This window comes from Nocardiopsis deserti, from assembly GCF_008638355.1.
Taxonomy (GTDB): domain Bacteria; phylum Actinomycetota; class Actinomycetes; order Streptosporangiales; family Streptosporangiaceae; genus Nocardiopsis; species Nocardiopsis alborubida.
The window spans coordinates 248,288-275,163 of the sequence record NZ_VWVS01000016.1 but is presented as its reverse complement, the minus strand read 5'-3'; the positions used below and the strand labels follow the sequence as shown (position 1 = coordinate 275,163).

At 72.7% G+C, this 26,876-nt stretch carries 28 protein-coding genes and 1 pseudogene; 19 read left to right on the top strand and 10 right to left on the bottom strand.

Annotated elements, in window-relative coordinates:
- Positions 1-23 precede the first annotated feature (23 nt).
- The 5 genes from pstA to FYW99_RS22655 form a co-directional block, all read right to left on the bottom strand.
- Positions 24-1,103 carry a phosphate ABC transporter permease PstA gene (pstA, locus tag FYW99_RS22675; protein WP_150254040.1) on the bottom strand — a complete coding sequence of 360 codons (1,080 nt, stop codon included), beginning with the start codon at positions 1,101-1,103 and terminating at the stop codon, positions 24-26.
- Complete coding sequence (gene pstC / locus FYW99_RS22670; protein ID WP_150254039.1) at positions 1,103-2,065, bottom strand: phosphate ABC transporter permease subunit PstC; 963 nt, start codon at positions 2,063-2,065, stop codon at positions 1,103-1,105. The genes pstA and pstC overlap by 1 nt, the downstream gene beginning before the upstream one ends.
- A 328-nt stretch (positions 2,066-2,393) precedes the next feature.
- On the bottom strand, positions 2,394-3,386 hold the full coding sequence (mshD, locus tag FYW99_RS22665) for a mycothiol synthase (protein WP_150254038.1): 993 nt from the start codon (positions 3,384-3,386) through the stop codon (positions 2,394-2,396).
- Between the two features lie 156 nt (positions 3,387-3,542).
- Positions 3,543-4,613 carry a hypothetical protein gene (locus tag FYW99_RS22660; protein WP_150254037.1) on the bottom strand — a complete coding sequence of 357 codons (1,071 nt, stop codon included), beginning with the start codon at positions 4,611-4,613 and terminating at the stop codon, positions 3,543-3,545.
- Between the two features lie 402 nt (positions 4,614-5,015).
- Positions 5,016-5,783, bottom strand: coding sequence for a winged helix-turn-helix transcriptional regulator (locus tag FYW99_RS22655; RefSeq protein ID WP_150254036.1), 768 nt, complete (start codon positions 5,781-5,783; stop codon positions 5,016-5,018).
- Positions 5,784-5,890: 107 nt separating this feature from the next.
- Between FYW99_RS22655 and FYW99_RS22650 the strand changes: the two genes are divergently transcribed.
- The 8 genes from FYW99_RS22650 (at position 5,891) to FYW99_RS22615 (ending at position 13,890) form a co-directional block, all read left to right on the top strand.
- Complete coding sequence (locus FYW99_RS22650; protein WP_013155371.1) at positions 5,891-6,148, top strand: MoaD/ThiS family protein; 258 nt, start codon at positions 5,891-5,893, stop codon at positions 6,146-6,148.
- Between the two features lie 33 nt (positions 6,149-6,181).
- Positions 6,182-6,445: a glutaredoxin family protein gene (locus tag FYW99_RS22645; RefSeq protein ID WP_150254035.1), complete on the top strand. Its 264-nt coding sequence runs from the start codon at positions 6,182-6,184 to the stop codon at positions 6,443-6,445.
- A gap of 516 nt (positions 6,446-6,961) precedes the next feature.
- Positions 6,962-7,657 (top strand): redox-sensing transcriptional repressor Rex, encoded by a 696-nt coding sequence (locus FYW99_RS22640; RefSeq protein ID WP_061081162.1) that lies wholly within the window; start codon positions 6,962-6,964, stop codon positions 7,655-7,657.
- A 138-nt stretch (positions 7,658-7,795) separates the two neighbouring features.
- The gene (locus FYW99_RS22635; RefSeq protein WP_150254034.1) at positions 7,796-9,301 is read left to right on the top strand and encodes a glutamyl-tRNA reductase; all 1,506 of its coding nucleotides are present in this window, start codon (positions 7,796-7,798) and stop codon (positions 9,299-9,301) included.
- Complete coding sequence (gene hemC, locus FYW99_RS22630) at positions 9,298-10,305, top strand: hydroxymethylbilane synthase (protein ID WP_150254033.1); 1,008 nt, start codon at positions 9,298-9,300, stop codon at positions 10,303-10,305. Before FYW99_RS22635 ends, hemC begins: the two co-directional genes overlap by 4 nt.
- A gap of 100 nt (positions 10,306-10,405) precedes the next feature.
- Positions 10,406-12,094, top strand: coding sequence for a bifunctional uroporphyrinogen-III C-methyltransferase/uroporphyrinogen-III synthase (locus FYW99_RS22625; RefSeq protein ID WP_150254032.1), 1,689 nt, complete (start codon positions 10,406-10,408; stop codon positions 12,092-12,094).
- A gap of 47 nt (positions 12,095-12,141) precedes the next feature.
- A complete protein-coding gene (hemB, locus tag FYW99_RS22620) occupies positions 12,142-13,140 on the top strand; it encodes a porphobilinogen synthase (protein ID WP_150254031.1) in 999 nt (332 codons plus the stop codon).
- A 96-nt stretch (positions 13,141-13,236) separates the two neighbouring features.
- Positions 13,237-13,890 (top strand): bifunctional DNA primase/polymerase, encoded by a 654-nt coding sequence (locus FYW99_RS22615; RefSeq protein ID WP_150254030.1) that lies wholly within the window; start codon positions 13,237-13,239, stop codon positions 13,888-13,890.
- Positions 13,891-13,950: 60 nt separating this feature from the next.
- Here the strand turns inward: FYW99_RS22615 and map are convergent, their stop codons facing one another.
- The 3 genes and pseudogenes from map to rraA all read right to left on the bottom strand — a co-directional run bounded on the left by map (position 13,951) and on the right by rraA (position 15,772).
- Positions 13,951-14,721, bottom strand: coding sequence for a type I methionyl aminopeptidase (map, locus tag FYW99_RS22610; RefSeq protein WP_150254029.1), 771 nt, complete (start codon positions 14,719-14,721; stop codon positions 13,951-13,953).
- A gap of 225 nt (positions 14,722-14,946) precedes the next feature.
- Positions 14,947-15,150: pseudogene (locus FYW99_RS22605) on the bottom strand (response regulator transcription factor); the annotation flags it as partial.
- 133 nt (positions 15,151-15,283) lie between these two features.
- Positions 15,284-15,772, bottom strand: a complete 489-nt coding sequence (rraA, locus tag FYW99_RS22600) for a ribonuclease E activity regulator RraA (protein ID WP_150254028.1) — start codon at positions 15,770-15,772, stop codon at positions 15,284-15,286.
- Positions 15,773-16,061: 289 nt separating this feature from the next.
- On the opposite strand from rraA, the gene FYW99_RS22595 reads away from it, so the two are divergent.
- The 5 genes from FYW99_RS22595 to FYW99_RS22575 all read left to right on the top strand — a co-directional run bounded on the left by FYW99_RS22595 (position 16,062) and on the right by FYW99_RS22575 (position 20,463).
- Positions 16,062-16,766 (top strand): phosphatase PAP2 family protein, encoded by a 705-nt coding sequence (locus FYW99_RS22595; protein ID WP_150254027.1) that lies wholly within the window; start codon positions 16,062-16,064, stop codon positions 16,764-16,766.
- A gap of 228 nt (positions 16,767-16,994) precedes the next feature.
- On the top strand, positions 16,995-18,290 hold the full coding sequence (gene hemL / locus FYW99_RS22590; protein WP_150254026.1) for a glutamate-1-semialdehyde 2,1-aminomutase: 1,296 nt from the start codon (positions 16,995-16,997) through the stop codon (positions 18,288-18,290).
- 55 nt (positions 18,291-18,345) lie between these two features.
- Complete coding sequence (locus tag FYW99_RS22585) at positions 18,346-18,981, top strand: histidine phosphatase family protein (protein WP_150254025.1); 636 nt, start codon at positions 18,346-18,348, stop codon at positions 18,979-18,981.
- A 223-nt stretch (positions 18,982-19,204) separates the two neighbouring features.
- Positions 19,205-19,303 carry a 30S ribosomal protein bS22 gene (locus FYW99_RS22580; RefSeq protein ID WP_013155353.1) on the top strand — a complete coding sequence of 33 codons (99 nt, stop codon included), beginning with the start codon at positions 19,205-19,207 and terminating at the stop codon, positions 19,301-19,303.
- Positions 19,304-19,527: 224 nt separating this feature from the next.
- Positions 19,528-20,463, top strand: coding sequence for an NAD-dependent epimerase/dehydratase family protein (locus FYW99_RS22575; RefSeq protein WP_150254024.1), 936 nt, complete (start codon positions 19,528-19,530; stop codon positions 20,461-20,463).
- Between the two features lie 411 nt (positions 20,464-20,874).
- Here FYW99_RS22575 and FYW99_RS22570 read toward each other — a convergent pair whose 3' ends face one another.
- On the bottom strand, positions 20,875-21,663 hold the full coding sequence (locus FYW99_RS22570) for an HAD family hydrolase (RefSeq protein ID WP_150254023.1): 789 nt from the start codon (positions 21,661-21,663) through the stop codon (positions 20,875-20,877).
- A 249-nt stretch (positions 21,664-21,912) separates the two neighbouring features.
- On the opposite strand from FYW99_RS22570, the gene FYW99_RS22565 reads away from it, so the two are divergent.
- The 6 genes from FYW99_RS22565 to FYW99_RS22545 all read left to right on the top strand — a co-directional run bounded on the left by FYW99_RS22565 (position 21,913) and on the right by FYW99_RS22545 (position 26,235).
- A complete protein-coding gene (locus FYW99_RS22565; protein ID WP_150254022.1) occupies positions 21,913-23,058 on the top strand; it encodes a putative quinol monooxygenase in 1,146 nt (381 codons plus the stop codon).
- A 250-nt stretch (positions 23,059-23,308) separates the two neighbouring features.
- Positions 23,309-24,007 carry an LmeA family phospholipid-binding protein gene (locus tag FYW99_RS22560; RefSeq protein WP_150254021.1) on the top strand — a complete coding sequence of 233 codons (699 nt, stop codon included), beginning with the start codon at positions 23,309-23,311 and terminating at the stop codon, positions 24,005-24,007.
- 121 nt (positions 24,008-24,128) lie between these two features.
- Entirely contained in the window at positions 24,129-24,467 is a 339-nt protein-coding gene (locus FYW99_RS22555) for a TlpA family protein disulfide reductase (protein ID WP_150254020.1), read from the top strand.
- 98 nt (positions 24,468-24,565) lie between these two features.
- On the top strand, positions 24,566-24,652 hold the full coding sequence (locus tag FYW99_RS33100; RefSeq protein ID WP_352983320.1) for a putative leader peptide: 87 nt from the start codon (positions 24,566-24,568) through the stop codon (positions 24,650-24,652).
- A 435-nt stretch (positions 24,653-25,087) separates the two neighbouring features.
- Complete coding sequence (locus tag FYW99_RS22550) at positions 25,088-25,933, top strand: sulfurtransferase (protein WP_061081129.1); 846 nt, start codon at positions 25,088-25,090, stop codon at positions 25,931-25,933.
- Positions 25,930-26,235, top strand: a complete 306-nt coding sequence (locus tag FYW99_RS22545) for a DUF1416 domain-containing protein (protein ID WP_017563751.1) — start codon at positions 25,930-25,932, stop codon at positions 26,233-26,235. The genes FYW99_RS22550 and FYW99_RS22545 overlap by 4 nt, the downstream gene beginning before the upstream one ends.
- 242 nt (positions 26,236-26,477) lie before the next feature.
- Here the strand turns inward: FYW99_RS22545 and FYW99_RS22540 are convergent, their stop codons facing one another.
- A complete protein-coding gene (locus FYW99_RS22540; protein WP_150254019.1) occupies positions 26,478-26,840 on the bottom strand; it encodes a hypothetical protein in 363 nt (120 codons plus the stop codon).
- Positions 26,841-26,876: the final 36 nt, after the last annotated feature.

The window sequence follows — 26,876 nt, the reverse complement described above, 5'->3', positions numbered from 1 at the left end:
GGCGTGGGCGGTGGGTGTAGGGGTCAACGGGCCTTCGGCGCGAACAGGCGGCCGATCATGCGGGCCAGGAAGAACAGCAGCATCACCACCAGGATCAGGGTCAGCGCCGCCGCCCAGGCCCTCTCGTAGTTGACGGCGCCGCCCATGCGGACCTGCGAGTAGATGAACACCGGCAGGTTCATCATCTGTCCGTCGAACAGGTTCCAGTTGATCGACACCGCGGACGACCCCGTGGTGAGGATCAGCGGAGCCGTCTCCCCGATAACGCGGGCGATGGCGAGCATGATTCCTGTGGTCAGACCGGCCGCGGAGGTGGGCAGCACCACCTTGGTGATCGTCCGCCACTTGGGCACCCCCAGGGCGTAGGAGGCCTCACGCAGGTCCTGCGGCACCAACCGCAGCATCTCCTCGCTGGAGCGCACCACGACCGGGATCATCAGCACCGCCAGCGCGATCGCGCCCGACGCGCCGTTGGTCCGGCCCGGGCCGAACAGGATCATCCACAGCGCCACCACGAACAGTCCGGCGACGATCGACGGGATGCCCGTCATGACGTCGACGAAGAACACGATGGTCCGCTTCATGCGGCCCTCGGCGTACTCCACGAGGTACACGGCGGTCATCACGCCGATGGGCACCGAGATGAGCGTGGCCATGCCGGTGATCGCCAGGGTGCCCACGATCGCGTGGTAGACGCCGCCCGCGTCCATGCTCGGCAGGACGCCGTTCATGGACACCGTGAGGAAGTAGCCGTCGAACCGGACGATGCCGTTGCGCAGCACCGTCCACAGCACCGACACCAGCGGCAGCATCGCCAGCAGGAAGCACAGGTAGACCAGCGAGGTGACCAGGCGGTCCTTGGCCTTGCGGCCGCCCTCGACGCGGGCGGAGGCCGTCACGACGATCACCACGTACGCGGCGGCGGTGAGCAGGCCCCACAGCAGGAACCCGAAGGACGAGAAGGCCAGCAGGACCCCGGCCACCACGGCGGCGGAGGAGGCCAGCAGGGCGGCGGGGAACTGGCGGGGCAGGGAGCCGCGGCGCAGGTCGGTCACGGTGGAGCCCGTCTCGGGGCCGGGAGGCGGGGTGGTCGTCGTGTCCATCAAGACTCCTTGCTCCCCCGGGTCACGACGTAGCGCGCGCCCATGTTGACGACGAGGGTGATCGCGAACAGGACCAGCCCGGCGGCGATCAGCGCGGAGACGCCGTACCCGGTGGCCTCGGGGTACTGGAGGGCGATGTGCGCGGCGATGGTCTGGTTACCGCTCTGCAACAGGTTCCAGGAGACGATGAGGGAGGGGGACAGGATCATCGCGACGGCCATGGTCTCGCCCAGGGCGCGGCCCAGGCCGAGCATGGCGCCGCCCACCACGCCGGACTTGCCGAAGGGCAGCACGGCCAGGCGGATCATCTCCCAACGGGTGGCGCCCATGGCCAGGGCGGCCTCGCGGTGCCCCTGCGGGGTCTGGCGGAACACGTCGCGCGCCATCGCGGTGATGATCGGCAGGATCATGACGGCCAGCACCACGCCCGCGGTCAGGGTGGTGCGGGCCGAGGTGGAGGCGGGGCCCTCGAACAGCGGGATCCAGCCCAGGTAGCGCGTCAGCGCCTGGTACACGGGGACCAGTTCCGGCGCGAGGAAGCCGATGCCCCACAGGCCGTAGACGACGCTGGGGATGGCGGCCAGCAGGTCCACCAGGTAGCCGAGTACCGAGGCGAGTCTGCGCGGCGCGTAGAAGACGATGAACAGCGCGATCCCGATCGCCACCGGCGTGGCCAGCAGCAGCGCGATGGCCGCGGCCAGGACGGTACCGAACGCCAGGGCGGCGACGCCGAACGCGGGGTCCTCGCGGACGTTGGGTTCCCACTCCGTGCTGGTGAGGAAGTTCGCCGTGTTCGCGGTCAGGGACGGCCAGGCCTGCACGAGCAGGAAGGCGGCGACACCGGCGAGGATCAGCAGGATCAGGGTGCCCGAGCCTCGGGCGAGCCCGGCGAAGGCGACGTCGCCGATCCGGCGCTTGCCCGTGGGCGGCGGTGCCGCCTCGGGGGCGTCCGTGGTCGTCATGGATTGGCTCCGGTTCGGAAGGTTTCGGGGCGGGTCGCCCGGATGGTGCGGTGCGTTCCGTGCACCTTCTGCGTGCCTGGTCTGTTCCCTGCGACGCGCGGTTCTCCCACCGGCCGGGGGATGTCTCCCCGCCGGGGGCCCCTCCGCGTCCCGTGCTGGGGCGATCGCCGGTCACCGAGCCACGGTCCGTGGTGGAGGGTGGCCGTGCCGCACCGAATGTGAAGGTAGGTGCAGGAGGTGACGAGTTGTCCCAAACAAGATGAACGGAAAATGAACGAGGCGTCGCACTCCCGTGGCGGCCCGGGGATTGCCCGGTTAATGTGACAGGTCACACGTTCGTGTGGGGGGCGACGTCCCTCGGCGGCGCGTACATCACGTCGGTGTCCCACATGGCGAATCCGAGCGACTCGTACAGCCGCACCGCGGCCTCGTTGTCGCCGTCCACGTACAGGTGGACCCACGGCAGACCGGCGTCGCGCAGGTACCGCAGACCCGCCAGGGTCAGGGCCCGGCCGAGGCCGCTGCCCTGCCATTCGGGGTCCACGCCCACCGCGTAGACCTCGCCCACCGGATCGCCGTCGGTGAGCCCGGCACCGTCGGCGTGGGTCTTGGTCCAGTGGAACGCGGCCACCCCGCCGTCCTTGGCGGTGGCCAGGAAGAAGCCGTGCGGGTCGAACCAGTCCTCCACCTCGCGCTGGAGCAGGTCGTCCAGGGTGAGCTGGCCCTGCTCGGGGTGGTCGGCGAACGCCCGGGCGTTGGCCGCCAGCCACGCCTGCTCGTCCTGGCCGACGACGAAGGCGCGCAGCCGGACCCGCTCGGCCACCTCGGGCCGCAGTTCGGGCTCGGGCAGCTCGGGCGCCTCCCAGGGGCCGCCCGCCTCGTCCTCGGCGATGTCGCGCAGCGGCATCCGCATCTTGTGGAGCTCGCGGACGGCGGTCCACCCGTCCTCACGCGCCACCGACACCGCCTGCGGGGTGCGCCCGTGCGCCCACACGCGGACCCCGTCCGGTCCGGCGTCCCGGTCCACCGAGTGCAGCAGGGCGGTGCCGTGCCCGCGGCCGCGGTGGTCGGGGTGGACGACGACCTCTCCGGAGTCGGGCTCGCCCGCGACGCGCTCCACGAACGCGAAGCCGACCGCGCGTCCGTCCTCCAGGGTCAGGTGGAAGCGGCTGCTCCCCGAGGGGGCGCCGTGTCTGACGCGGAGCAGGGTGTGCTCCGACAGCGGTGCGACCCCGTCGGCCGCGCGTGCGGCCTCGGCGAGCGTCAGCACCTGTTCGGCCAGGGTCCGGTCCAGGTCATCGGTGACCAGCGGGGTGTCCATGGACCGAAAGCCTACGACGGGGCGACCGCAGGACTTCCGTCAGCCACGGCTGGCGGGGTGTTTGTCCTGGTAGCCGCCCCGCCCCGCGCGTCGCCGGAGCGCCGTCCCCGGAGCCGCTCCCCGGCGGCCGCGTCGCCGGAGCGGCTCCGGGACGTTCTACTTCCTGCGGCGCCTGCCCTGGTAGCCGCCGCCGACACGGACCCGCCGCACCGGTGCGAGCGGGGCCGCGAGCAGCAGAGCGAGGAGGAAGGCGGCGAGCAGCACCGCCGGGGCCATGTTCGGCCCCAGGTCACTGTGATCGGCGGCCACCTCGGTGCCGTCGAGGTCGTCGTCCTGCGCGCCGGGGGTCACCGTCGGCAGCTCGGCGAGGTTCTCCGCGCCGGGCACGACCCCGGGCAGGGCGGCCTCGTCGCTCGGCAGGTCCGGGAAGCTGTCGCGGGTGGTGGGCACGTCGCTGGTGGGCACGTCCTCCACGCCTCCGGAGGAGCGGGGCGTGCCGCCGGAGCCGCCGGACCGGCCGCCGTTGCCCGAGCCGCCAGAACCGCCCGAGCCGCCGCCGGAGCTCTCATCGCTGTCGTCGTCCGACGCGGACGGGGAGGGCGTGTCGGAGGGGTCCTCGGTCTCGTCCGGCTCCTCGGTGGGCTCCTCCGTGGGCTCCTCGGTCGGATCCGGGGGAGTGGTGGGCTCCGGCCTGGCGATCGAGACCGCCCACGTGCCGGTGGAGACGGTGTGCTCGTTCGCCGGGTCCAGGGCCGCGCACTCGACGCCCTCCCGGGCGAGCGCGTAGGTGAGGGTGGCCACGACCTCGGCGGACACGCGGGTCGCGCCGGTGACCTCTCCGGCGGGCGCCGCGTCGCCCGGGGCGACCTCCTGGGGCGTGAACCCGTCGACGCGGAATCCGTCGGTGTTCACGCTCATCGCGAGCAGGCAGACGCCGGCGTCTCCGGTGTTGGTCGCGGTGAGGGGGTTGGCCGGGACGGCAGTGCCCAGATCCACCTCGTCGGAGTCCCGCCCGAAGGAGACGACGGCCGATGCGACGGGCTCCGGGGAGGCGGACGGCGGCGTCGAGGGCGGGACCGACGGGGAGGCGGACGCTGAGGGGCTCGGCTCCGCGTAGGCCGGGGACATGACGGCGACCAGGCTGGAACCGACGAAGACGGCACCCAGGGCGGCGGCCGTGCGGCGGCGTCCGGGGGTGAGCGGGGGTCTCGCGGCGTTCGTGGGCATCGGGGCGTTCTCCTCCTCGCGGATGGCGCGCCAAGGCAGCTTCTGCGCACCCGGCCGCGGGGAGTTTCGCCGCGCCTGACGTCCCGGCGTGGGGGTGCCCACACGATCTTAGGACCTGGGGCCGTCGAACACGAGTGTTCGGATGTCCGTTCTCACGCCGTTCGCCCGCGGGCCGGACGGGCCCGGGAGCGCGGTCGGTGAACCCGGGAGGGGCGGCGGCCCCCGCGGCCCCGTCGGCCCGGCGGTCGCCGGCCTCCGCCGTCGGTGGGGCGCGGAGCGGTGGACGCGCGAGCGCCGGATCCCAGGGCGGCCGGAAACGACTCCGGGGCGCCCGCACGGGCGCCCCGGAGTCGTCCGCGGGCGGGAGGAGGCGGCTCCCCGCGGGGTTGGTCGGTCCGGCCGCTACGTCGCGCTGGGTTCGGCGGAGCGCGCGGCGGGCGGGGCGTCGACCCCCTCCGGCACGGCCGCGGGCGCCTTGGCGACCGGGTCGGGCACGAAGCGGTAGCCCACGTTGCGCACGGTGCCGATCAGCGACTCGTACTCCGAGCCCAGCTTGGCGCGCAGGCGCCGCACGTGGACGTCGATGGTGCGGGTGCCGCCGAAGTAGTCGTAGCCCCACACCTCCTGGAGCAGCTGCGCCCGGGTGAACACCCGGCCGGGGTGCTGCGCCAGGAACTTGAGCAGTTCGAACTCCTTGAAGGTGAGGTCGAGGATGCGGCCGCGCAGCCGCGCGATGTAGGTGGCCTCGTCGATGACGAGATCGCCCCTGCGGATCTCGTCGGGGTCGTCCGTCCCGGCCTCGGCCGATCCCACGGCCAGCCGCAGGCGCGCCTCGACCTCCGCGGGACCGGCGGTGGACAGGATGAAGTCGTTCACCTGCCAGTCGGGGGTCAGCGCAGCGACGCCGCCCTCGGTCAGGATCACCATCAGGGGGCAGTCCAGGCCCGTGGTGTCGAGCAGGCGGCAGAAGTTGCGGGCCGCGGCGAGGTCGGTCCGCGCGTCGACCAGGATGGCGTCGACAGGGGCGCCGGAGCCGCCGCCCGCGTTCGACGCCAGCAGGGCCCCCGCCTCCGCCGGTGCCACCCGCACCGAGTGCAGAAGGAGACCGAGGGCGGGAAGTACGTGGTCGGACGGTTCGTTCGAGTTCGTCAACAGCAGCAGATGGCTCATGCGTCTCTTCTCGTCACCCCGCTCTGTGCGGGCGATCGAAGGCGCCATTGCCCCCGGTGAAGATGTCCAATTCGTCGCCTCCGAGCAACACCAAGGATAATCAACGGATGGCGAAGTGCACTATCAGGTACTGGGCAGCGGCCAAGGAGGCCGCCGGAACCGCCGAGGAAACGGTCGGGGCCGCCACGCTCGCGGAGGCCCTGGAGGCGGCGTGTCGGCTGCACCCGGACGACCGCTTCCAGCGCGTACTCGGATCCTCCTCACTGCTGGTCGACGAGCGCCCCGTCGGGCGCAGAGCGCACGGTGACGTGCCGGTCGCGGACGGCACTGTGATCGAGGTCCTACCGCCCTTCGCGGGCGGCTGAGGGGCCGTACGGCTCCGGAAACAGGAGGGGAACATGGCGGAAACACCCCAGTGGGCGGGCCAGGCCCGCGTGGTGATGCTCGGCAAGCCGGGGTGCCACCTGTGCGAGGACGCCTGGGCGGTCATCGAGCGGGTCACGGACGAGCTCGGCGCCAGCCGGGCGGTGCGCCAGCTCGACGAGGTCGGTGCGGACGAGCGCGAGGAGTACTGGGACAAGGTCCCGGTGACGTTCGTGGACGGGCGCCGCCACGACTTCTGGCGGGTGAGCGAGGACCGCCTGCGCTCCGCCCTGGGGTAGCGGTCTGTCCGGAAGCGTTGCGGGGGTGAGCCAGGGGTTTCCTCCGTGATGATCTTGTACTTGTAGTGAGGTTGGACGGTCGAGGCGCGCTATAAGTACAAGATCACGCTGGGCAGTGCCGGACTGGTGGACTTTTTCGGTCACCGAACCAGCGGACGTGTGCTGTGGGACTCAGGGGATGGCTCCACCGGAGAGTCGAGCGAGCCCGAAAAATGCGACTGTGCCCACAAATATGCACATTTGACGTTCTTTGGTTGTCCCGAATTGCCGACGTGCGCACCGGAGGTTTGCGCGGGGGTGCCAGGACCCTTGGCGGTGGGAAGTTATGAGCCCGCCGTCACAGCGGACCCCACTTTGTGCGTGCTTTCACAAGCGCGTAATCTAGGTACCCCAAGACATGCCGGGGGAGTACGGCGGCAGCAGCCCGTCCGCTCCCCGTGCCGGTCCTGGCGGCCCGCCTCCCGCCCGGACCGCCTCCGCGCCCGCCCGCCGACCGCTGCCCAGGAGCGCCCGCCTGTGACCAGTCGTCCACCACGGCCCCGGGAGAGGGGCATTCCGGAGGCCACCGTGGCCCGGCTCCCCGTCTACCTGCGCGCCCTCCAGACCCTCCAGGACCGCGGCACCCTCACCGTCTCCTCCGAGGACCTCGCCTCCGCGGCCGGTGTGAACTCCGCCAAGCTGCGCAAGGACCTGTCCCACCTCGGGTCCTACGGGACGCGTGGCGTGGGTTACGAGGTGGAGTACCTCGTCTACCAGATCTCGCGTGAGCTTGGTCTCACCCAGGACTGGGCCGTGGCCATCGTCGGGATCGGCAACCTGGGCCGCGCACTGGCCAACTACGGGGGGTTCGGGACCCGCGGGTTCCGTATCGCGGCGCTGCTCGACGCGGACCCGGCGATGGTGGGGCAGAGTGTCGCGTCCCTGGACGTGAGGCATATTGACAACCTGGAGGAGGTTGTCCGTTCCGAGAGAGTTTCCATAGGTGTCATCACGACACCGGCGGTCTCCGCACAGGGCGTGGCGACGCGCTTCGTCGAGGCGGGGGTGGCCAGCATCCTCAACTTCGCGCCGGTCGTACTCAATGTGCCGGACGGGGTCGATGTGCGTAAGGTCGACTTGTCCATCGAACTCCAGATCCTCGCCTTCCACGCGCAGCGCAGGGCCGATGGCGACGGCCGCGGCGCGGAACGCGCGGGACTGGAGCTGACGTGACGTGAGGGATGGACGATCCGGGCCGTGAGGCCCGCGTGAGCGGTGGGCGATGAGCGAGCGTGCGCCGCGCCTCCGGCGGCCTGGCCGCCGCCGGGGCATACGAAGACGCTGTGTGGTGCCTGCATAGGAGTAGTGCGGATGAGTGTCCTGGCCGTGGGGTTGAGCCATCGGAGTTCGCCGGTGGCGCTCCTCGAACGCGTCGCGCTGAACGGGGAGACCCGCGGCAACGCGGTCGCGGAGATGGTCGGCTCCGAGCCCGTCAACGAGGTCATGGTGGTCTCCACCTGCAACCGCACCGAGGTCTACGCCGACGTCTCCGCCTTCCACGGCGGCGTCTCGGCCATCACCGAGCTGCTCTCCTGGCACACGGGGGTCCCCCTCGGCGAGCTCTCCGAACACCTCTACGTCCACTACGGGGACCGCGCGGTCCAGCACCTGTTCTCCGTCACCTGCGGGCTCGACTCCATGGTCCTCGGCGAGGGCCAGATCCTCGGCCAGGTGCGCGACGCCCTCAAGGAGGGCCAGGAGACGGGTTCCGTCGGCCGCGTCCTCAACGACCTCGGCCAGCGCGCCCTGCGCGTGGGCAAGCGCGCCCACACCGAGACCCACCTCGACCACGCGGGCGCCGACATGGTCAGCTTCGGCCTCACCGTCGCCTCCGGCGGCCTCGGGCTCGGCCCGACCGGCGCGCCGCAGACCACCGCCGTCCAGACCGCCCAGACCGTGGGCTCGCTGCCCCCCGCGGGCTGCCCCATGTCCGCGGCCCCGGGCGACACCGCCGACGCGCCCGGACTCGCCCGGCCCGCGCACGGCCCCCTCACGGGCGTGCGCGTCCTCGTCCTCGGCGCCGGGTCCATGAGCGCCCTGTCCGCCAACACCGTCTCCCGCCAGGGCGCGGAGGCGGTCGTCGTGGCCAACCGCACCTTCGACCGGGCCGCGCGCCTGGCCGAGTGCCTCACCGAGGCCTACGACACCGTCGACGCACGCGCCGTCCCCTTCGCCGACGCCGTCGGCGTCCTGGCCGAGGTCGACCTCGTCATCTCCTGCACCGGAGCCCAGGGCCTGGTCCTGGACGCCGGCGCCGTGGCCGCCGCCACCGCCGGGCGCACGCGGCCCCTGGTCTTCCTCGACCTCGCGCTGCCCCGCGACATCGACCCGGCCGTGCGCGAACTGCCCGGAGTGCGCCTGGTCGACATCGAGGACCTGCGCCAGGCCGCCGCCACCGCGCCCGGCGCCGACACCGGCCGCGACAGCGCGCTCACCCTCGTGCGCGGCATCGTCGACGAGGAGGTCGGCGAGTTCCGCGCGGTCCGCCGCGCCCACCAGGTGACCCCCACCGTCGTCGCCCTGCGCGCCCAGGCCAGGGACGTGGTGGACGCCGAGCTGTCGCGCCTGCACGGCCGCCTGCCCGCCGACCTCGACGACCGCACGCGCGAGGAGATCAGCCGCGCCATGCGCCGCGTCGCCGACAAGCTCCTGCACAGACCGACCGTGCGGGTCAAGGAACTGGCCGCCGCACCGGACGGGGAGTCCTACGAGGCGGCGCTGAGAGAACTCTTCGCACTCGACCCCGCAAGCCCCGAGGCGCTCACCGCCCCCGAGGGCACCGCCACCGCGGCACGGACCGCACAGGAGAAGTCATGACCGGCACGCCCTCCCACGGCGCATCCGAGCACGGCACGCCCGTCGACGGCGCCCCGGCCCGGCTCGGCACCCGCCGCAGCACCATGGCCACCAGCCAGTCGCGGATGGTCGCCGACGCCATCACCGAACGCACCGGCAGGGTGATCGAACTGGAGCTGATCACCAGCTTCGGCGACGTCACCAAGGCGCACCTGACCCAGCTCGGCGGTACCGGCGTGTTCGTCAACGCGCTGCGCGACGAGCTCCACGCGGGCGGCGTCGACTTCGCCGTCCACTCGCTCAAGGACCTGCCCACCACGCCCGCCGAGGGACTCGTGCTGGCCGCCGTCCCCGAGCGCGACGACCCGCGCGACGCCCTGTGCGCGCGCGACGGGCTGAAGTTCGCCGACCTGCCCGCGGGGGCCAGGATCGGCACCGGCTCCCCGCGTCGGGTCGCCCAGCTCGCCGCGCTGCGCCCGGACCTGGTCTACGTGCCGATCCGCGGCAACGCCGAGACCCGCCTGGGCAAGGTCGCCTCCGGAGAGCTCGACGCCGTCGTCCTGGCCTACGCCGGACTCGGCCGCGTCGGCCGGACCGACGACGTCACCGACGTCTTCGAGCCCGAGCAGATGCTGCCCGCGCCCGGCCAGGGCGCCCTCGCCGTCGAGTGCTCGGCCGAGCGCCTCGACGGCGACCTCGCCTACCTGGCATCGGTCGACCACCCCGCCACCCGCGCCGAGGTCGTCGCCGAGCGCACCGTGCTCGCCGAGCTGGAGGCCGGTTGCGCCGCCCCGGTCGGCGCCTACGCCCAGTACGACGCCGAGGCGGGCCGCCTGCGCCTGCGCGCCGCCGTGGTCTCCACCGACGGGGCCGAGGCCGTGCGCCGCGAGCGCGCCGCCGACCTCGCCTCGCCCGGGGACCTGACCGCCGCCACCGCGCTCGGCCGGGACCTGGCCCGCCAGATGATCGCCGAGGGAGCCGACCGCATCGTGGCCGAGGCCTTCGCGGAGAGGGACACGCCCTAAAGCAGGAGCAGTCGGCGGGCCTCCTCGGCCTGGGCCCGCCGTACCGCCGCCCCCGGCGCCGCACACCGGGGCGCGGCGACCCACACAGAGGAGCCAGTACGTGAACGCCAACGCCAACCCCCAGCCGGAGGAGCCGCGCGCCGCAGCGCGGGCCGGGCACGTCGCCCTGGTCGGTTCCGGTCCGGGCGGCGCCGACCTGCTCACCCTGCGCGGCGCCGAGCTGCTGAGCCACGCCGACGTGGTCATCACCCTGCGCGAGCCCGCCGCCGAGGAGCTCTCGGGCTTTCGCGCCGAACTCCTCTCCCACTGCTCCGAGGACGTCTCCGTGATCGAGGCGGGTGAGTGCGGCGGCGACGTCAACGCCCTGGCGGTGGCCCGCGCCCGCGACGGGCAGCGGGTGGTCCGCCTCTACTCCGGCGACCCGTTCTTCGGCTGCCGCGGCGCCGAACTGGTCTCCGCCTGCCACGAGGCCGGGGTCGAGGTCGAGGTCGCCCCCGGCGTCTCCGCGATCACCTCCGTGCCGACCTTCGCGGGCGTGCCGCTGCTGGACGCGGACAGCCCCGAGGTGCGCGTGCTCAACGCCCGCGCGCACGGAGGGGGAGGGGTCGACTGGCACGAGGCCGCCGCCAGCGGCGCCACCCTGGTCGTCATGGGCGGCGACGCGCCCGCGGGGGAGCCGGTCGAGCACCAGGGGCCCGGCTTCGACGTGCTGTGCAAGACCCTCATCGCCGGAGGACGGCCCGCCACGACCCCCGTCGCGGTCGTGCGCGCGGGCGGCACCACCCGCCAGACCACGGTCTCCTCCACCCTGGGGCGGCTCGTCGCCGAGCTCAAGGCCAAGGACGCCAAGGGCCACCACGTCACCGCGCCCGCGCTGATGGTCGTCGGCCCCGCCGCCGGCCGCCAGGCCGAGCTGTCCTGGTACGAGAGCCGTCCGCTGTTCGGCTGGCGCGTCCTGGTGCCCCGCACCAAGGAACAGGCCGCCGCCCTGTCCGACCAGCTGCGCGGTTACGGCGCGGTGCCCGAGGAGGTGCCCACCATCTCCGTGGAGCCGCCGCGCACCCCGCAGCAGATGGAGCGCGCCGTCCGCGGCCTGGTCACCGGCCGCTACCAGTGGGTGGCCTTCACCTCCGTCAACGCGGTCCGGGCCATCCGCGAGCGCCTGGAGTCCTACGGCCTGGACGCGCGCGCGTTCGCCGGGGTCAAGGTCGCCGTCGTCGGCGACGCCACCGCACGCGCCGTGCGCGAGTTCGGCATCCAGCCCGACCTGGCCCCGCCCGAGGACGAGCAGTCCAGCTCGGGCCTGGTCTCGGTGTGGCCGCCCTACGACGCCGAGATCGACCCGATCGAGCGGGTCCTGCTGCCGCGCGCCGACATCGCCACCGAGACCCTCTCCGCCGGGCTGGACAAGCTCGGCTGGGAGGTCGACGACGTCACCGCCTACCGCACCGTGCGCGCCGCGCCCCCGCCCGCGCCCGTCCGGGAGGCGATCAAGGGCGGCGGCTTCGACGCGGTGCTGTTCACGTCCTCCTCCACGGTGCGCAACCTGGTGGGGATCGCGGGCAAGCCGCACAACACCACCGCCATCGCCGTCATCGGCCCCGAGACGGAGAGGACCGCGATCGAGTTCGGCCTGCGTGTCGACGTCGTGGCGCCCAAAGCCTCGGTTTCCGCCCTCGCGCAGGCCCTTTCGGAGTACGGTGCCGAAAAGAGGCGCGAGGCGGTCGAGGCGGGCAAGCCCGTCCTCAAGCCCAGCCAGAAGAGGCGCGGTCGCCGCCGCAAGCTCTGAGAGACCACACCGCCACCGACGCACGAACCTTCCCCGGGAGCCCCGTGATGAACGCCTCCAGCAACGACGCCGCCTTCCCCGTGGTCCGGCCGCGCCGCCTGCGCCGCGGACCGGCGCTGCGCCGTCTGGTCGCCGAGACCCGGGTCCGCCCCGAGAACCTCGTCCTGCCGATGTTCGTCAAGGAGGGCATCACCGAGCCGGTGGCCATCTCCTCGATGCCCGGCCAGGTGCAGCACACGCGTGACAGCCTGCGCAAGGCGGCCCACGAGGCGGCCGCCGCCGGGGTCGGCGGGGTGATGCTGTTCGGCATCCCCGCGCACAAGGACGCGCACGGCTCGGCCGCCGACGACCCCGAGGGGATCGTCCAGGCCGCCCTGCGCGACCTGTCCGCCGAGGTCGGCGACGCCCTCGTGGTGATGGCCGACCTGTGCCTGTGCGAGTACACCGACCACGGCCACTGCGGCCCGCTGGAGGTCGACGGGCACGTCGACAACGACCTCACCCTGGAGCGGTACGCGTCCGTCGCCGCCGCCCAGGCCGAGGCGGGCGCCGCCGTGGTGGCGCCCAGCGGCATGATGGACGGCCAGGTCGCGGCGATCCGCGCCGGGCTGGACCGCACCGGGCACGGCCAGGTGCCGATCCTGGCCTACGCCGCCAAGTACGCGTCGGCGTTCTACGGCCCCTTCCGCGAGGCCGCGGAGGGCGCGCCGCAGTTCGGCGACCGCTCCGGCTACCAGCAGGACCCCGCCAACGCGCGCGAGGCGCTGCGCGAGGTGGCCCTGGACGTCGCCGAGGGCGCGGACATGGTGATGGTCAAACCCGGCCTGGCCTACCTCGACATCGTGGCCAAGGTGGCCGAGGCCTCCCCGGTCCCCGTGTCGGCCTACCAGGTCAGCGGCGAGTACGCGATGGTCGAGGCGGCCGCGGAGCGGGGTTGGATCGACCGCGAGCGGGCCATCACGGAGACACTGACCTCCTACCGGAGGGCGGGGGCCGAGCAGATCCTCACCTACTGGGCGACCGAGGCCGCCCGCCTGCTCCGGTAGCGCGACCAGGCCCCTCGCCCCGGTCGCGGTCTCCGGGCGCCGGGCCTCCCACGGCGAGGCCGCGCCTGGAACACGAGCGAACACCGGGGAGGCTCCATGGCCGAGGTTCTGTACCGACGTAAGCGCCGCCATGCGGCGGACAGCATGCTGGACGCCGCTCTGGGCTACGCCGAGCTGGGCTGGCCGGTGGCGCGCGGCACCTCGCCCGGGCAGGACCGCGCGTGCAGCTGCGACCGGATGGGCTGTCCGGACCCTGCGGCGCACCCGGAGACGATGGCCTGGGGCGTGGAGGCCAGCACCGACACCGCCACCATCCGGCGGTGGTGGACGGCCGCCCCCGACGCGAACATCATCCTGCCCACCGGCCGGGTCTTCGACGTGTTCGACGTCCCCCGCGAGGCGGGTGTGATGGCGCTGGCGCGCATGGGCCGCTCGGGCGTCCCCGCGGGCCCGGTCGCGGCGGTGGAGTCCTCGCGCTACCTGTTCTTCGTGGCCACCCGCTCGCCGGTGGACGAGGACGAGTGGTGGTCCTGCCACCTGGACTGCGTACCCGAGGCCGTGGAGGAGATGCCGGGGCTGCGCTGGCACTGCCGGGACAGCTTCGTGCTCGGCGCCCCCTCGCTGCTGCCCTCCGGCGACCGCGTCACCTGGATCCGTCCGCCGCGCGCGGCGGACGGGGCCGTGGTGCTGCCCGACCCGATCGTGGTGCTCGACATCCTCGCCGACGCGAGCGAGGAGTTCTCCGCCTGACCGACCCCCGGGGCGTACCGGGGGCGGTACCGGTCAGGCGCGCGGGCGGCGGCCGGACGGTCACCTGGGCAGGGTGAGGATCTCGGCTCCCTCGTCGGTGATGGCGATCGTGTGCTCGCTGTGCGCCGTCCGGCAGCCCGTCGCGCTGCGCAGCGTCCACCCGTCGGCGTCGGTGACCAGCTCGTCGGTGTCCGCCATGACCCACGGCTCCAGGGCGAGCAGCAGTCCGGGGCGCAGCTTGTAGCCGCGGCCGGGCTGCCCGGTGTTGGCCACGTGCGGGTCCTGGTGCATCGTCGACCCGATGCCGTGACCGCCGAACTCGGTGTTGATCGGGTACCCCGCCGCGCTGAGGACCGAGCCGATGGCGTGGGAGATGTCGCCGACGCGGGCGCCGGGCCGGGCGGCGGCGATCCCCGCGTCCAGCGCGCGTTCGGTCGCGCGGATCATCGCGACGCTCTCCGCGGGCCTCGACCCGCCCACGACGAAGCTGATGGCGGAGTCCGCGGCGACCCCGTCCAGGGAGACGGCGAGGTCGAGTGTGAGCAGGTCGCCGTCGGCGAGTGCGTAGTCGTGGGGCAGTCCGTGGAGCACGGCGTCGTTGACGGCCGTGCAGATGTAGTGGCCGAACGGCCCGCGCCCGAAGGACGGCGCGTAGTCGACGTAGCAGGACTGCGCTCCGGCCTCGGCGATCATCTCCCGGGCCCACCGGTCGATGTCCAGGAGGTTGGTGCCGACCGTGGTGCGGTTCCGTGCCGTCCGGAGGATGCGGGCGACCAGGGCGCCCGCGTCCTTGGCTCGGGCCAGTTCGGCGGGTTTCAGGATCTCGATCATGCGGCGGCCTCTCACGCAACCAATAACTATACCGGCCATACTATACCGGTTCTGGGGGCGGGGTCATGGCCGGACCGCCGATCGCTTCACCGGAGGGCGAGCGCGGACAGCGCTCCGGCGCCCTGCCGCGCTCGCGAGGGGCGCCCAACGCTGGGGGCCGCGCCCGACGCGCGCGTCGGAGGACCCTCCGCAGGACCGGGTCCGTCCGGCGTTCGAGGAGGTCCCTCAGCCGTCCCGGCGCTCCCGTACCCACAGGGCGAGCCGGGTGCGGTCGCGCAGCCCGAGCTTGCGCAGGATGCTCGTGACGTGGTTCTTGGCGGTGCCCTCGGTGATGAACAGGGCCCGTGCGACCTCCCGGTTGGTGGCGCCCGTGCCGACGAGACGCGCCACCTCCTCCTCGCGTTCCGACAGCCGGGGCGCCTCCTCGTGCCCCGAGGGGCGGCGCGGGAGGAAGGGCTCGGAAACCGCCGGGCAGAACCTGGGACCCGCCAGGAGGAGGTGCCGGGGGCGGGACGAGGTCACCCCCGCGACCTCCTCCGTTCGCCTCCGTGTCTCCCCGGTGTCAGAGCCGGATCTCCTCAGCGTTCACCACCACGCCGTCCTCGTCGCTGTACAGCCACTCGCCCGGCACGAACGTGACGTCGCCGAAGGTCACGGGCACGTCCAGCCGGCCGGCGGCGTCCTTGAGGGACTTGCGGGGGTTGGAGCCCAGAGCCTTCACGCCCAGGTCCAGCCCGCCCAGGGCGCGGGTGTCGCGGACCGCGCCGAAGATCACGGTTCCGGCCCAGCCGTTGGCCACGGCAGCCTCGGCGATCATGTCGCCCATCAGGGCCGAACGCAGCGAGCCGCCGCCGTCCACCACCAGGACCGCACCGTCGCCCGGGGTGTTGAGGACCTGCTTGACCAGGCCGTTGTCCTCATGGCACCGGACCGTGCGGATCCGGCCGGAGAACACCGCGCGCCCCCCGAACTGACGGAACTGCGTGGAGCAGCTGCGCAGGGTGTCGCCGTGGTCGTCGACGAGGTCGGCCGTGGAGAAGTTCGAGGTCATCAGGGCTCCTTCTCGGAAAGGCGAACGGGCGCCGCCGGGAGGGTGGTCGCCCCCAAGCTACTCGCGGGTACACCGGGTCTTTCGGGCGGCACGGCGACTCCTTAGTCGGTGCCGTCCGTCTCTTTCGTCGATACGGCTGTTTCGCGGGTCCGAGAAGTCCCGGTTGATGACAGGATGAAGCCTTTCCTGTCACCGAAGCGTGGGATTCCCGTCACCTTTGGACGGAATGTCGCCCAGATCCTTCCCCCCTGCGCGCGACCCTTCCCCCTGACCGACCCAATGGAGAGAGATGGTCTCTGAGATCCTCGCCGTCAGCGCCGCCTGGTCCCGGGCCCTGATCGGGTTCACGGCGGACCTGGACCCCTGGGTGCGGAGCGCCGCCTACGTGGGCACCGACCTCTTCCTCGGCGTGTTCGCCGTCCTCTTCCTCGCCGCATGGTGGCGCGCCCGCTCCCTGGACTCCCGCCTGGTCGGCCTGGCCCTGTTCGCTCCCGTCGCCACCGTCGTCGCCTACGCGGTCAGCCGCACGGTGAAGTCGTTCTTCGAGCAGATGCGCCCCTGCCAGGCGATGACCGACCTGACCACGATCGCCACCTGCGACCCGCTCGGCGACTGGTCCTTCCCGAGCAACCACGCCGCGATCGCGGGCGCCGCCGCCGCGGCGCTCATCCTGGCCTGGCGCCGCATCGCCGTCATCGCTGTGCTGTTCGCGGTCCTGGAGGCCTTCTCCCGGGTCTTCGTCGGAGCCCACTACCCCCACGACGTCACCGTCGGACTCCTCGTCGGCGCCACCGTCGCGGCCCTGGTCTCCCTCGCCGCGTCCCGCCCGATGACCGCCCTCGTGGAGCTGCTCGCCCGCAACGACCGCCTGCGCCCGCTGGTACGCGCCGGGCGGCCGGACGGCCCGGACGCTCCGGACACCCCCGACACGACCGCGCCGCCCCTGCCCGACGCCAGCGCCTCAGCCCGGGACGGCTACGCCACCCGGAACTGAGCGGACCCGTGTGCCCCGCCCCCGTTCTCCGAGGTCGGGGCACACGCGTGCGTGGGCCTCGGCCTCCTCCTGCCGCTGGTCGGGCATAAGGACGGGACACACGCGTGCCCGACCAGCCGGGAATCCCGACCGCCGCGAGACGCACGTGTACGTGCCCGACGCCGGGACCCCGGCCGACGCGGGGCGGGTCATGGTCCCGGTACCGGACACAGCTGACACACTGGTGAGGTGGGTACTCAACAGACTTCAGCAGAGCTTTTCCAGCGTGCCTCCGCGGTCGTGCCCGGCGGCGTGAACTCCCCCGTCCGCGCCTTCGGCGCCGTCGGCGGAACCCCGCCCTTCTTCGTCAAGGGTGAGGGCCCCTACCTCACCGACGCCGACGGCCGCCAGTACGTCGACCTGGTCTGCTCGTGGGGACCGCTGGTCCTCGGCCACGCGGCCCCCGCCGTCGTCGAGGCCCTCCACGGCGCGGTCGACGCCGGGACCTCCTACGGCGCGCCGACCCCCGGCGAGGTCGAGCTGGCCGAGCTGATCGTCGGACGCACCCCCGTGGAGAAGGTCCGCCTCGTCAACTCCGGCACCGAGGCCACCATGTCCGCGATCCGCCTCGCGCGCGGCTTCACCGGACGCAGCAAGGTCGTCAAGTTCGCGGGCAACTACCACGGCCACGTCGACGCCCTCCTGGCCTCCGCCGGTTCGGGCCTGGCCACCTTCGCCCTGCCCGACTCCCCGGGAGTGACCGGGGCCAGCGCCGCCGACACCCTCGTGCTGCCCTACAACGACCCCGGGGCGGTCGAGCGCGCCTTCGCCGAGCACGGCGACGAGATCGCCTGCGTGATCGCCGAGGCCTGCCCCGCCAACATGGGCGTCGTCGCGCCCCGGGACGGGTTCAATGCCCGGATCAAGGAGATCGCGCACGCCAACGGCGCCCTCCTCATCCTCGACGAGGTCCTCACCGGCTTCCGCGTCAGCGCCTCTGGCTGGTTCGGCCTGGAGGGGGTCGCCCCCGACCTCATGACCTTCGGCAAGGTCATGGGCGGCGGCCTGCCCGCCGCCGCGTTCGGCGGCCGTGCCGAGATCATGGACCGCCTCGCTCCCGACGGCCCCGTCTACCAGGCGGGCACCCTGTCCGGGAACCCGCTGGCCACCGCCGCCGGACTGGCCACGCTGCGGGGCGCCACCCCCGAGGTCTACGCCCGCATCGACGAGGTCTCCGCCCAGGTCTCGGCCGAGGTCTCCAACGCGCTCGGCGAGGCCGGGGTCGTCCACCGGATCCAGAACGGCGGCAACCTCTTCACGGTGTTCTTCACCGACCAGGAGGCGGTCGACTTCGACACCGCGCGCACCACCGACACCGCGGTCTTCTCCGCGTTCTTCCACGCCATGCTCGACCAGGGCGTGTACCTGCCGCCCGCGGCCTTCGAGGCCTGGTTCTTCTCCGCCGCGCACGACGCCGCCGCCGTGGACCGGGTGGTCTCGGCGCTGCCCAGGGCGGCCCGCGCCGCGGCCGAGGCCCAGGGCTGACGCCCAGGGCCGGTACAGCCCCGACGCCCACGACCCCGAACGAAAGACACACACGATGACGACGACCACCGTCGTGCACCTGCTGCGACACGGAGAGGTGTACAACCCAGGCAAGGTGCTCTACGGAAGGCTCCCCGGCTTCCACCTCAGCGACCGGGGCCAGCAGATGGCGGAGATGGCCGCGGAGTGGTTCGAGGGCCACGACATCGCGGCGCTGTTCTCCTCGCCGCTGGACCGCACCCAGGAGACCGCCGTGCCCCTCCAGAAGGCGACGGACCTGTCCGTCACCCTGGACGACCGGCTCGTCGAGGCGGCCAACAAGTTCGAGGGCATGAGCCTTTCGCGGCGGTCGGTGCGCGACCCCCGCGTGTTCAGCCGGGTGTACAACCCGTTCCTGCCGTCCTGGGGCGAGCCCTACTCCGAGATCGTCGCCCGCATGGTGGAGGTCGTCAAGATCGCCCGCCGGGCGGCGTGGGGCCGCGAGGCCGTGTGCGTCAGCCACCAGCTGCCGATCTGGATGACCCGCCGCGCGGCCGAGGGCAAACGCCTCTGGCACCGTCCCGACCTGCGCGAGTGCAACCTGGCGAGCGTGACGTCGCTGACCTTCAGCGACCAGCGGCTGACCAGCGTCAGCTACGCGGAGCCCGCCGCCGTCCTGTACAAGGACGAGCCCGCACTTCCCGGGGCGTGACCCGGAGCGCGCACCCGTAACGGTAAGCTGGGCCTTCGGGTGCGGTAGGTGCGCGCTCTCAGCGCCGGACCCGGGGGACACCACCCCGGTCGCGCCGGCCGCTCCGGGCCCCGGGCACGCCGGTGTCCGAACGGCTCCGGTGACCGCATCCGAACCCCTTGCCGGTTTCCACCGCCCAGCGGTGCGGCATGTCCGTAACCTCCGTCAGCGAGAAGGTGATCCCATGGGTTCCGTCATCAAGAAGCGCCGCAAGCGGATGGCGAAGAAGAAGCACCGCAAGCTGCTCAAGCGCACGCGTGTCGCGCGTCGCAACAAGAAGTAGGACCGGTAGCGGCGAACGTCGTCTCTCCGCGGGCGCGGGCGCGCTCCAGGCACGCCCGGACGCGGAGACGCCGCCGTCCTTGCTCGGCCTTTGCCGCGGCAATGGAATTTTCTGGGTGAGGCGCTGTTGTGCCTCACGGGTCGCGGTCGCCGGTTCACCCTTGAGGTGAACGGTCCGCGGGCCTGCCGGAACAGCTCCCGTCTCCTCCCAAGGAACGTGTCGCCATGGTTCGTGTCGTACTCGTCACCGGGGTTTCCACACCCCTGGCCGCCAGGGTCGCGCAGACCCTGAGCGAGGAGCCCGGTGTCCGCCGGGTGATCGGTGCGGACTCCTCGCCGCCCGCGGACGCGCCGGGGGTCGAGTACGCCCATGTCGACCTGCACGACGGAAGCCTGGACAGGATCGTCGCCGACTCCGGCGCCGAGCTCGTCCTGCACCTGGGCCTGGACACCGTGGGCCGTCCCAACCGCGAGGACAACGTCCTGGGCACCATGCGGGTGCTCGGCGCGGCCCAGCGCTCCACCACCGTCCGGCGCCTGGTGGTGCGGTCCAGCGCCACCCTGGACGCCGACGACGCGGCCGAGGTCGAGCAGCACACCCGCGGCCTCCAGCGCCGCCGCCCCGACCTGTCGGTGGCCGTCCTGCGGTTCGCCAACCTCATCGGCCCCTCCGTGAGCACTCCGCTCACGCGCTACCTGGACTCGCGGTTCGTGCCCACCGTGCTCGGCAGCGACCCCGACGTGCAGTTCCTGCACGAGGACGACGGCGCCGAGGCGCTGGTGCGCATGGCGCTCAGCGACGGCACCGGGTTCTTCGACGTGGCGGGCGAGGACTCGGTCCGCCTCTCGCACTGCCTGCGCCGCGTCGGCGGCCAGCGGCTCCCCGTCCCGGCGCGCGGCCTGCGGGTACTGCGCGGCCTGGCCAGGCACGGCCGGATCGACTACGCGAGCTCCAGCACCGCTCGCGCCGTGAGCGCTGGCCTCACCACCTCGGGCATGCACACCGACTCCCTGGAGCGGGTGCTGGGCTGGTCGCCCGCCTACAGTTCGGCGGAGGCCTTCGAGACCTACGCGGGCAGCCGCCGTGGTACGTCCTCGCGCGGAGGCGGTCTTCGGCCCGTCCACGTGCTCGCCCTCGCCAGGGCCACGCTGGGGCGCTGAGGGCCCTCCGGTCGGCCCCTGTGCGGCCGACGGCCCGAAACGCCCGGAAAGTGCGTCTGAGGGCGTTGTGGGCATCATGAAGTGTTTCGGGCCCCTGGGCCCCCTTGATCCATTCCACCAGGCGGCCGCCCGTCAGCGCCACGCCCCCGTGTGACCTGTGGACGACTCCGGCCTCGCGCCCGCCGCCGTGCGGCGGTCCTTGCGGTGGCCGGCCCCGCCCGTACGGGCCCGCCCGCCTCCGGGTTCCGGGCCGAGCGGCTCAGCCTGGTCGGCCCCGGTCCCTGGCTCTTCCGGCCCGGCCGGTCCGCTTCCCGTGACCGGGACAACCGGGGTCCGGTCCAGCCGGTCCGCCCGGTCCAGTCCACCCGGCGCAGGCCGCTCGTGCCCGGAGTCCAGCTCTTCCCGCCCGGCTCAGCCGGTCCGTCTCTGTCTGACCGCGTGCAGCGCCACGGCACCGGCGACGGCGCCCACGGCCGCCGGGACGGCCACGCGCAGCGCGTTCCGGTGCCGCCGGAAGTCGTGCACCGGCCACCCGTGCGTGCGGGCGTACCTGCGCAGGTCGGTGTCCGGGTTGACCGCGTGCGGGCGCCCCACCAGGGACAGCAGCGGCAGGTCGTTGGAGGAGTCGCTGTAGGCGGAGCAGGACGCCAGGTCCCACCCCTCCCTGTGGGCGAGGGCGCGCACCGCCACGGCCTTGGCCGGGCCGTGCAGCAGGTCCCCGTTCAACCGCCCCGTGTACACCCCGTCGACGCACTCGGCCTCGGTGCCCAGCGCGCCGGTCAGCCCCAGCCGCCGCCGGATGATCTGGGCCAGCTCCACCGGCGTCGCGGTCACCAGCCACACCGGCCGCCCCGCGTCCAGGTGCCCCTGGACGAGCGCCCGGGTGCCCTCCCAGATCCGGTCGGCCATGGTGTCGTCGTAGATCTCCTCGCAGAGCGCGACCAGGTCGTTCACGTCGTGTCCGGCCACGAACGCCAGCGCGGCCTCGCGCGCGGCGTTGATGTGCTCGGGCTGCTCGCTGCCGGTCACCCGGAACACCGTCTGCCCCCACGCGAACCGCATCAGGTCGCGGGTGGTGAACAGGTCCCGGGAGGCCAGGCCCCGGGCGAAGTGGTAGATCGACGCACCCCGCATCAGGGTGTTGTCCACGTCGAAGAAGGCGGCCCCGCGCGCGTTCGGGGACACGGCGTCGTGTGACACGGTTCTCTCCTGGCTTGGGTGGGGGAAACGGCCCTTCCGGGTGTCGGGGCGGCGCTCCCCGCGTAGTGCGAGCCTACGGCCACCCGCGGGCAGGGTGGGGCCCCTGGGATGCGGCGGCAAACCTGGTGATGAAGGTCACAGTGTAAATCCCCGTTGTGGCCTCCACTCTGCGGGATCGTCGCCCGCACTGCCCACCCAAATCTGCACCGAGTGCACATCCACCCGCTAACGTGCAGCATCATTGTCGGGATGGTGACGGTAGGACTGGCATTCATAAGCGCGTTGGTGGGCTGGAGCGCCACCGCCGCGCTCGCCGCGTACGCCCAGCGCCGTCCCAGTGTGGCCACGGTCGGATGGCTCGTCGCCGCACTGGGTACGACGGTCGGCCTCAGCGCGGCCGTGATCGGCGCGATGTTCGACTTCGGCGGGCTCACCTTCCGGCTGCTGCATATCGGCATCAGCCTCCTGGGCCCGCTCTACATGGCCTGGGGCGCACTGGAGTACGGCGTCCGCTCGCCCCGCGGCCGGTTCACCTCACGGCTGTTCCTCAGCGCGTTCACCATCGTCCCCCTGGTGGTGCTGTCCGTCGACCGGGTGAGCACCCGTTTCGACGCCTCCTACCCCGCCATGGGCGACCACTACGACCTCATCCCGCGCTCGCTCGTCAACATCGCGCAGGTCCTCGTCGCGGTCTTCCTCGTCACGGCGCTCGTCGCGGTCGCCAGGCGCACCTCCGACCACCGACGCACCGACCTGTCGGTGCTGGGGCTGGTCAGCCTGGCCGCGCTGCTCTCCGTCGTGGTCGGCCGCTTCGGCCTCGGCTTCGGGGGACCGCTGCTGATGCTCGGCGCCGTCGCCGCGCTGTGGGGAGCCGTCGCCATGGCCGCGCGCCCGCGCCGCGACCCCTACGACGACGATGACGACTACTACGACGACTACGACGACGGGGGCGCGGACCCCGACGACGAACTCCCGGAGGAGCCCGTGCGCCGCAAGCGTCGCCAAGCCGACCCCTACGACGACTACTACGACGGTCCGCCGGTCCGCCAGGCGCCGCCCAGCAAGCTCCGCGGCGTCATCACCATCTACACGCTCGCCGACCGCCAGGGCCCGGGCTTCGACCGCATCGCCGACGCCCTCGTCGCCCAGGTCTCCCACAGCGAGCCGGACACCCTGCTGTTCGCCTGCCACACGGTGCCCAGCGCGCCGCTCCAGCGCATCGTCTACGCGATGTACCGCGACGAACTGGCACAGGAGGAGCACGAGCAGCAGCCGCACGTCCTGGAGTTCGCCCGTCTCAGCCCCCAGCACGTGGTCGCCACCAACGTGATTGAACTCTCCCTCGCGGGCGCGGCGGCCAGCGACGGCCTCGCAGCCATGCTGATGCCCCACTGAGCAGGGCCTGGAAGGCCCGCTGACGGGGCTGTCGAGCCCCGTTACGCCCCGCGAGATGTCTCGAACCGGTTTATTTGTCCACGTGGGACAAACCGGTGGAAGGCCCCGGGCGTCCAACCTGTGGTGAAGTAACCTTCCGACAGGTTTCCATGACCGGCGCCCGTCGGGCGCCGATGGCGTGTGACCACGACCGGCGGGACGACCCAGCCGAGAGCGCGCCGGAACGAAAGAAAGTGTGCTGGGATCTCCGATGCGTAAGTTTCTCGTCGTTCTCCTGATCCTCCTGGCGGTCGCCGTGGTTGCGGCCGACATCGGGGCACGCAGCTTCGCGCAGAACATGGTCGCGAGCCAGCTGGCCCAGCGGCTCCAGATGGCCGAGGAGCCGGAGGTGTCCATCGAGGGCTGGGCCTTCCTGCCCCAGGCCCTCGGCGGCACCTACTCCGAGGTCAACATCACCGCGGCCTCGGCCACCATGGACAGCATCACCGTCGAGCAGATCGACGTCACCGCCACCGAGGTCGACGCGCCCCCCGCCGACCTGCTCAACCAGCCGACCGTGGTGGCGGGGCAGCTGGACGGCTCCTTCACCGTCCCCTACTCCTTCTTCAACGCCTACCTCCCCGAGGGCATCACCATCACGACCGAGGGCGGCGAGCCCCGCATCACCGGTGAGCTGGCGTTCCCCGAGTTCGGCATCAGCACCTCCGTCAACGCGGGCGGGGAGTTCACCGTCGAGGGCGACACCGTGACCGTCACCCCCGTCGACGTCCAGGTGGGCGACGCCCCCGTCGACCTCGGCGGCATGGCCGCGACCATGCTCACCTTCAGCGCCCAGGCCCCGCAGCTGCCGTTCGGCCTGACCGTCACCGAGATGGAGACCACCCCCAGCGGCCTGCGGGTCACCGGTACCGGCTCGGACGTTCCGCTGATGGGCGCCGACGCGGTCTGACACCCGCCCCGGCCGTCCAGCGGCGGTGCCGTTCCGGCCTGTGCCGGTCGGCGGCGGTCGGCGCACCGGGAGCAACAGCCGGGGAACCGGAGAAGAGGCCACGCAGAGGAGGGGAAGCGCCATGGCGCGACAGGACGCGGACGCGGCGGGCGACGTGCTCACCGCGGAGGAGGTCGGTGCCCCGCTGGGGGAACGGGCCACCCTCGTGCAGTTCTCCACCGCCTTCTGCCAGCCCTGCCGGGCCACCCGGCGCGTCCTCGACGAGGTCGCGGCCATGGTCGGCGGCGTCGCGCACGTGGAGGTGGACGCCGAGTCCCGCCTCGACCTCGTCCGGCGCCTGGACGTCACGGCCACCCCCACCGTCCTGGTCCTGGACGCCTCCGGCCGCGTGGTGCGCCGGGCGGCGGGCCAGCCGCGCAAGGCGGACGTGATCGCCGCGCTCGGCGCGGCGGTCTCCTGAACCGCCTCCCCGCGGGGGCGCCCCACCGGCGCGGACAACTTCTTTGTGATCCAGCCCACCAGTGACAAACACGTAACGGGGCCTGTAGCGTCTTCGGTGTGACCTCCTTGACGAGCGCGTATCTGACGAAGCGACGGGCAGTGGACTTCTGCCGCGTCGCCGCCGCGCTCTGTCTGTGTCCCTAGGGCGGACGGGCCCCGGAGCCCACGCCCCCTCCGTGCGACTGGTTCTCGTTTTCCGTGTACGCATCTGGGGACAGCACACATGCGGGTCGACCCTCACGGGCAGTGCCTCGCGCCTGCCCTGACCACTTCCGTGCCAGCCGGAGCCCCGGCAGCCGCTGACCTGCGCGTCCACGGCCGCCGTTCTCCGCGCTGCGCTGACACGGTGGTCCGGACGGTCCGACGCCCGCTCCGCGGCCCGCTGTCCGCTGTCCCCGTACGCCCGGGACCCGGCGTGCCCCGACCCCTCGGAGCACGTCCGGCGACCCCGGCCCGCGCCGGAACCGGGAGCCCCGCACCGCCCCGCAGACCTTCGACATCCCCCGCTTCCGGGACGGCAGCCCCCGGGAGCACCGACCGGCACACACGACACCGCACAAGAAACACAGGAGGTTCCCCATGAGCCGCTCCGACGTCCTCGTGGACGCCGACTGGGTGGAGGCTCACCTGGACGACGCCGACGTGGTCCTGGTCGAGGTCGACGAGGACACGTCCGCCTACGACAAGGGCCACATCCCCGGCGCCGTCAAGATCGACTGGAAGACGGACCTCCAGGACCCGGTCCGCCGCGACTTCGTGGACCGCACCGGTTTCGAGAAGCTGCTGTCCGCCAAGGGCATCGGCAACGACGACCAGGTCATCCTGTACGGCGGCAACAACAACTGGTTCGCCGCCTACGCGTACTGGTACTTCAAGCTCTACGGCCACACCAACGTCCGCCTGCTGGACGGCGGCCGCAAGAAGTGGGAGCTCGACTCCCGCGAGCTCGTCAAGGAGGTCCCCGAGCGGGCCGCCACCCAGTACACCGCCCAGGAGCAGGACGCCTCCATCCGCGCCTTCCGCGACGAGGTCGTGCAGGCCATCGGCGCCAAGGACCTGGTCGACGTGCGCTCGCCCGACGAGTTCACCGGCAAGCTGCTCGCTCCCGCGCACCTGCCGCAGGAGACCTCGCAGCGCCCGGGCCACATCCCGACCGCGCGCAACATCCCGTGGGCCAAGACGGCCAACGAGGACGGCACCTTCAAGACCGCCGACGAGCTGCGCGAGCTCTACACCGACGCGGGCGTGGACCTGGACAAGGACATCATCGCCTACTGCCGGATCGGCGAGCGCTCCTCGCACACCTGGTTCGCCCTGCACGAGATCCTGGGCCTGGAGAACGTCAAGAACTACGACGGCTCGTGGACCGAGTACGGCTCCCTCGTGGGCGTCCCGGTCGAGCTGGGGGAGGCCGAGGCCAAGTGAGCGACAGCTGCGGAGCGCCGGTCGGCGGGGTCGCCCTCGCCGACGTCGACGCCGGGAACCAGGCGGTCATCCAGGGCACGGTCACCCGTGACGGACAGCCGCTGAGCGGGGCCTACGCCCGCCTGCTGAACGACTCCGACGACTTCGTCGGAGAGGTGGCCACCGGCGAGGAGGGCACGTTCCGCTTCTTCGCCGCCGACGGCTCCTGGAAGGTGCGCGTGCTCGCCTCGAAGGGTTTCACCGGCGAGTACACGGTGCAGGCCGAGGTGGGCAAGGTCATCGACCTCCAGGTGCAGGCCTAGACGGCCGAGCGACCTCAGGCGTACGGGGCGCCGGTGCCGACGGGAGACCGTCCGGCACCGGCGCCCCGCGCCGTCCCGGACCCCGCCCGTCCCCGGAATCCAGCCTTCGGACCCCGACCCGGGGGAAGGGGCCTGGAAGGCCGGGGCGGGGGAACGGCGAAGGACGTTGCCGCACGGTGTCCGGGACCGGAGCACCGAAGACACGCGTGGCGCCGTGACCAGGGCCCTCCTGCGCGGCGGCCTCATCCCGGGGCCTCCTCCTCGTCCCGCTTCGCCAGGGGAAGGTTGAGCTCGACGGCGATGGCGGTGCGCCGCAGCATCCACCAGCGGCAGAGCTGGAGCAGGACGGCCATCGCCAGGAACGCGGCGGGAACCCAGAGGAAGCGGTGGGAGAGCGTTCCGAGCACGACCTGTCCGCACATGACACAGACCAGCACCAGGATGTTGAAGAACTGGGACGCCGCAATCCAGGGGTTCTCCTCCGCCCGACGGCGGACGCGGGCACGCTGGCACACGATCGCGGCGAACTCCGGATCGTCCGCTGCCTCGCTCCGGCGTATGGCGCGGTCCGCAGCGCGGCGGACCTCCCGAGGCAGCGACCGCATCCGCTCGGCCTCCTCGTCGACGGTGAGTCCGGGCCA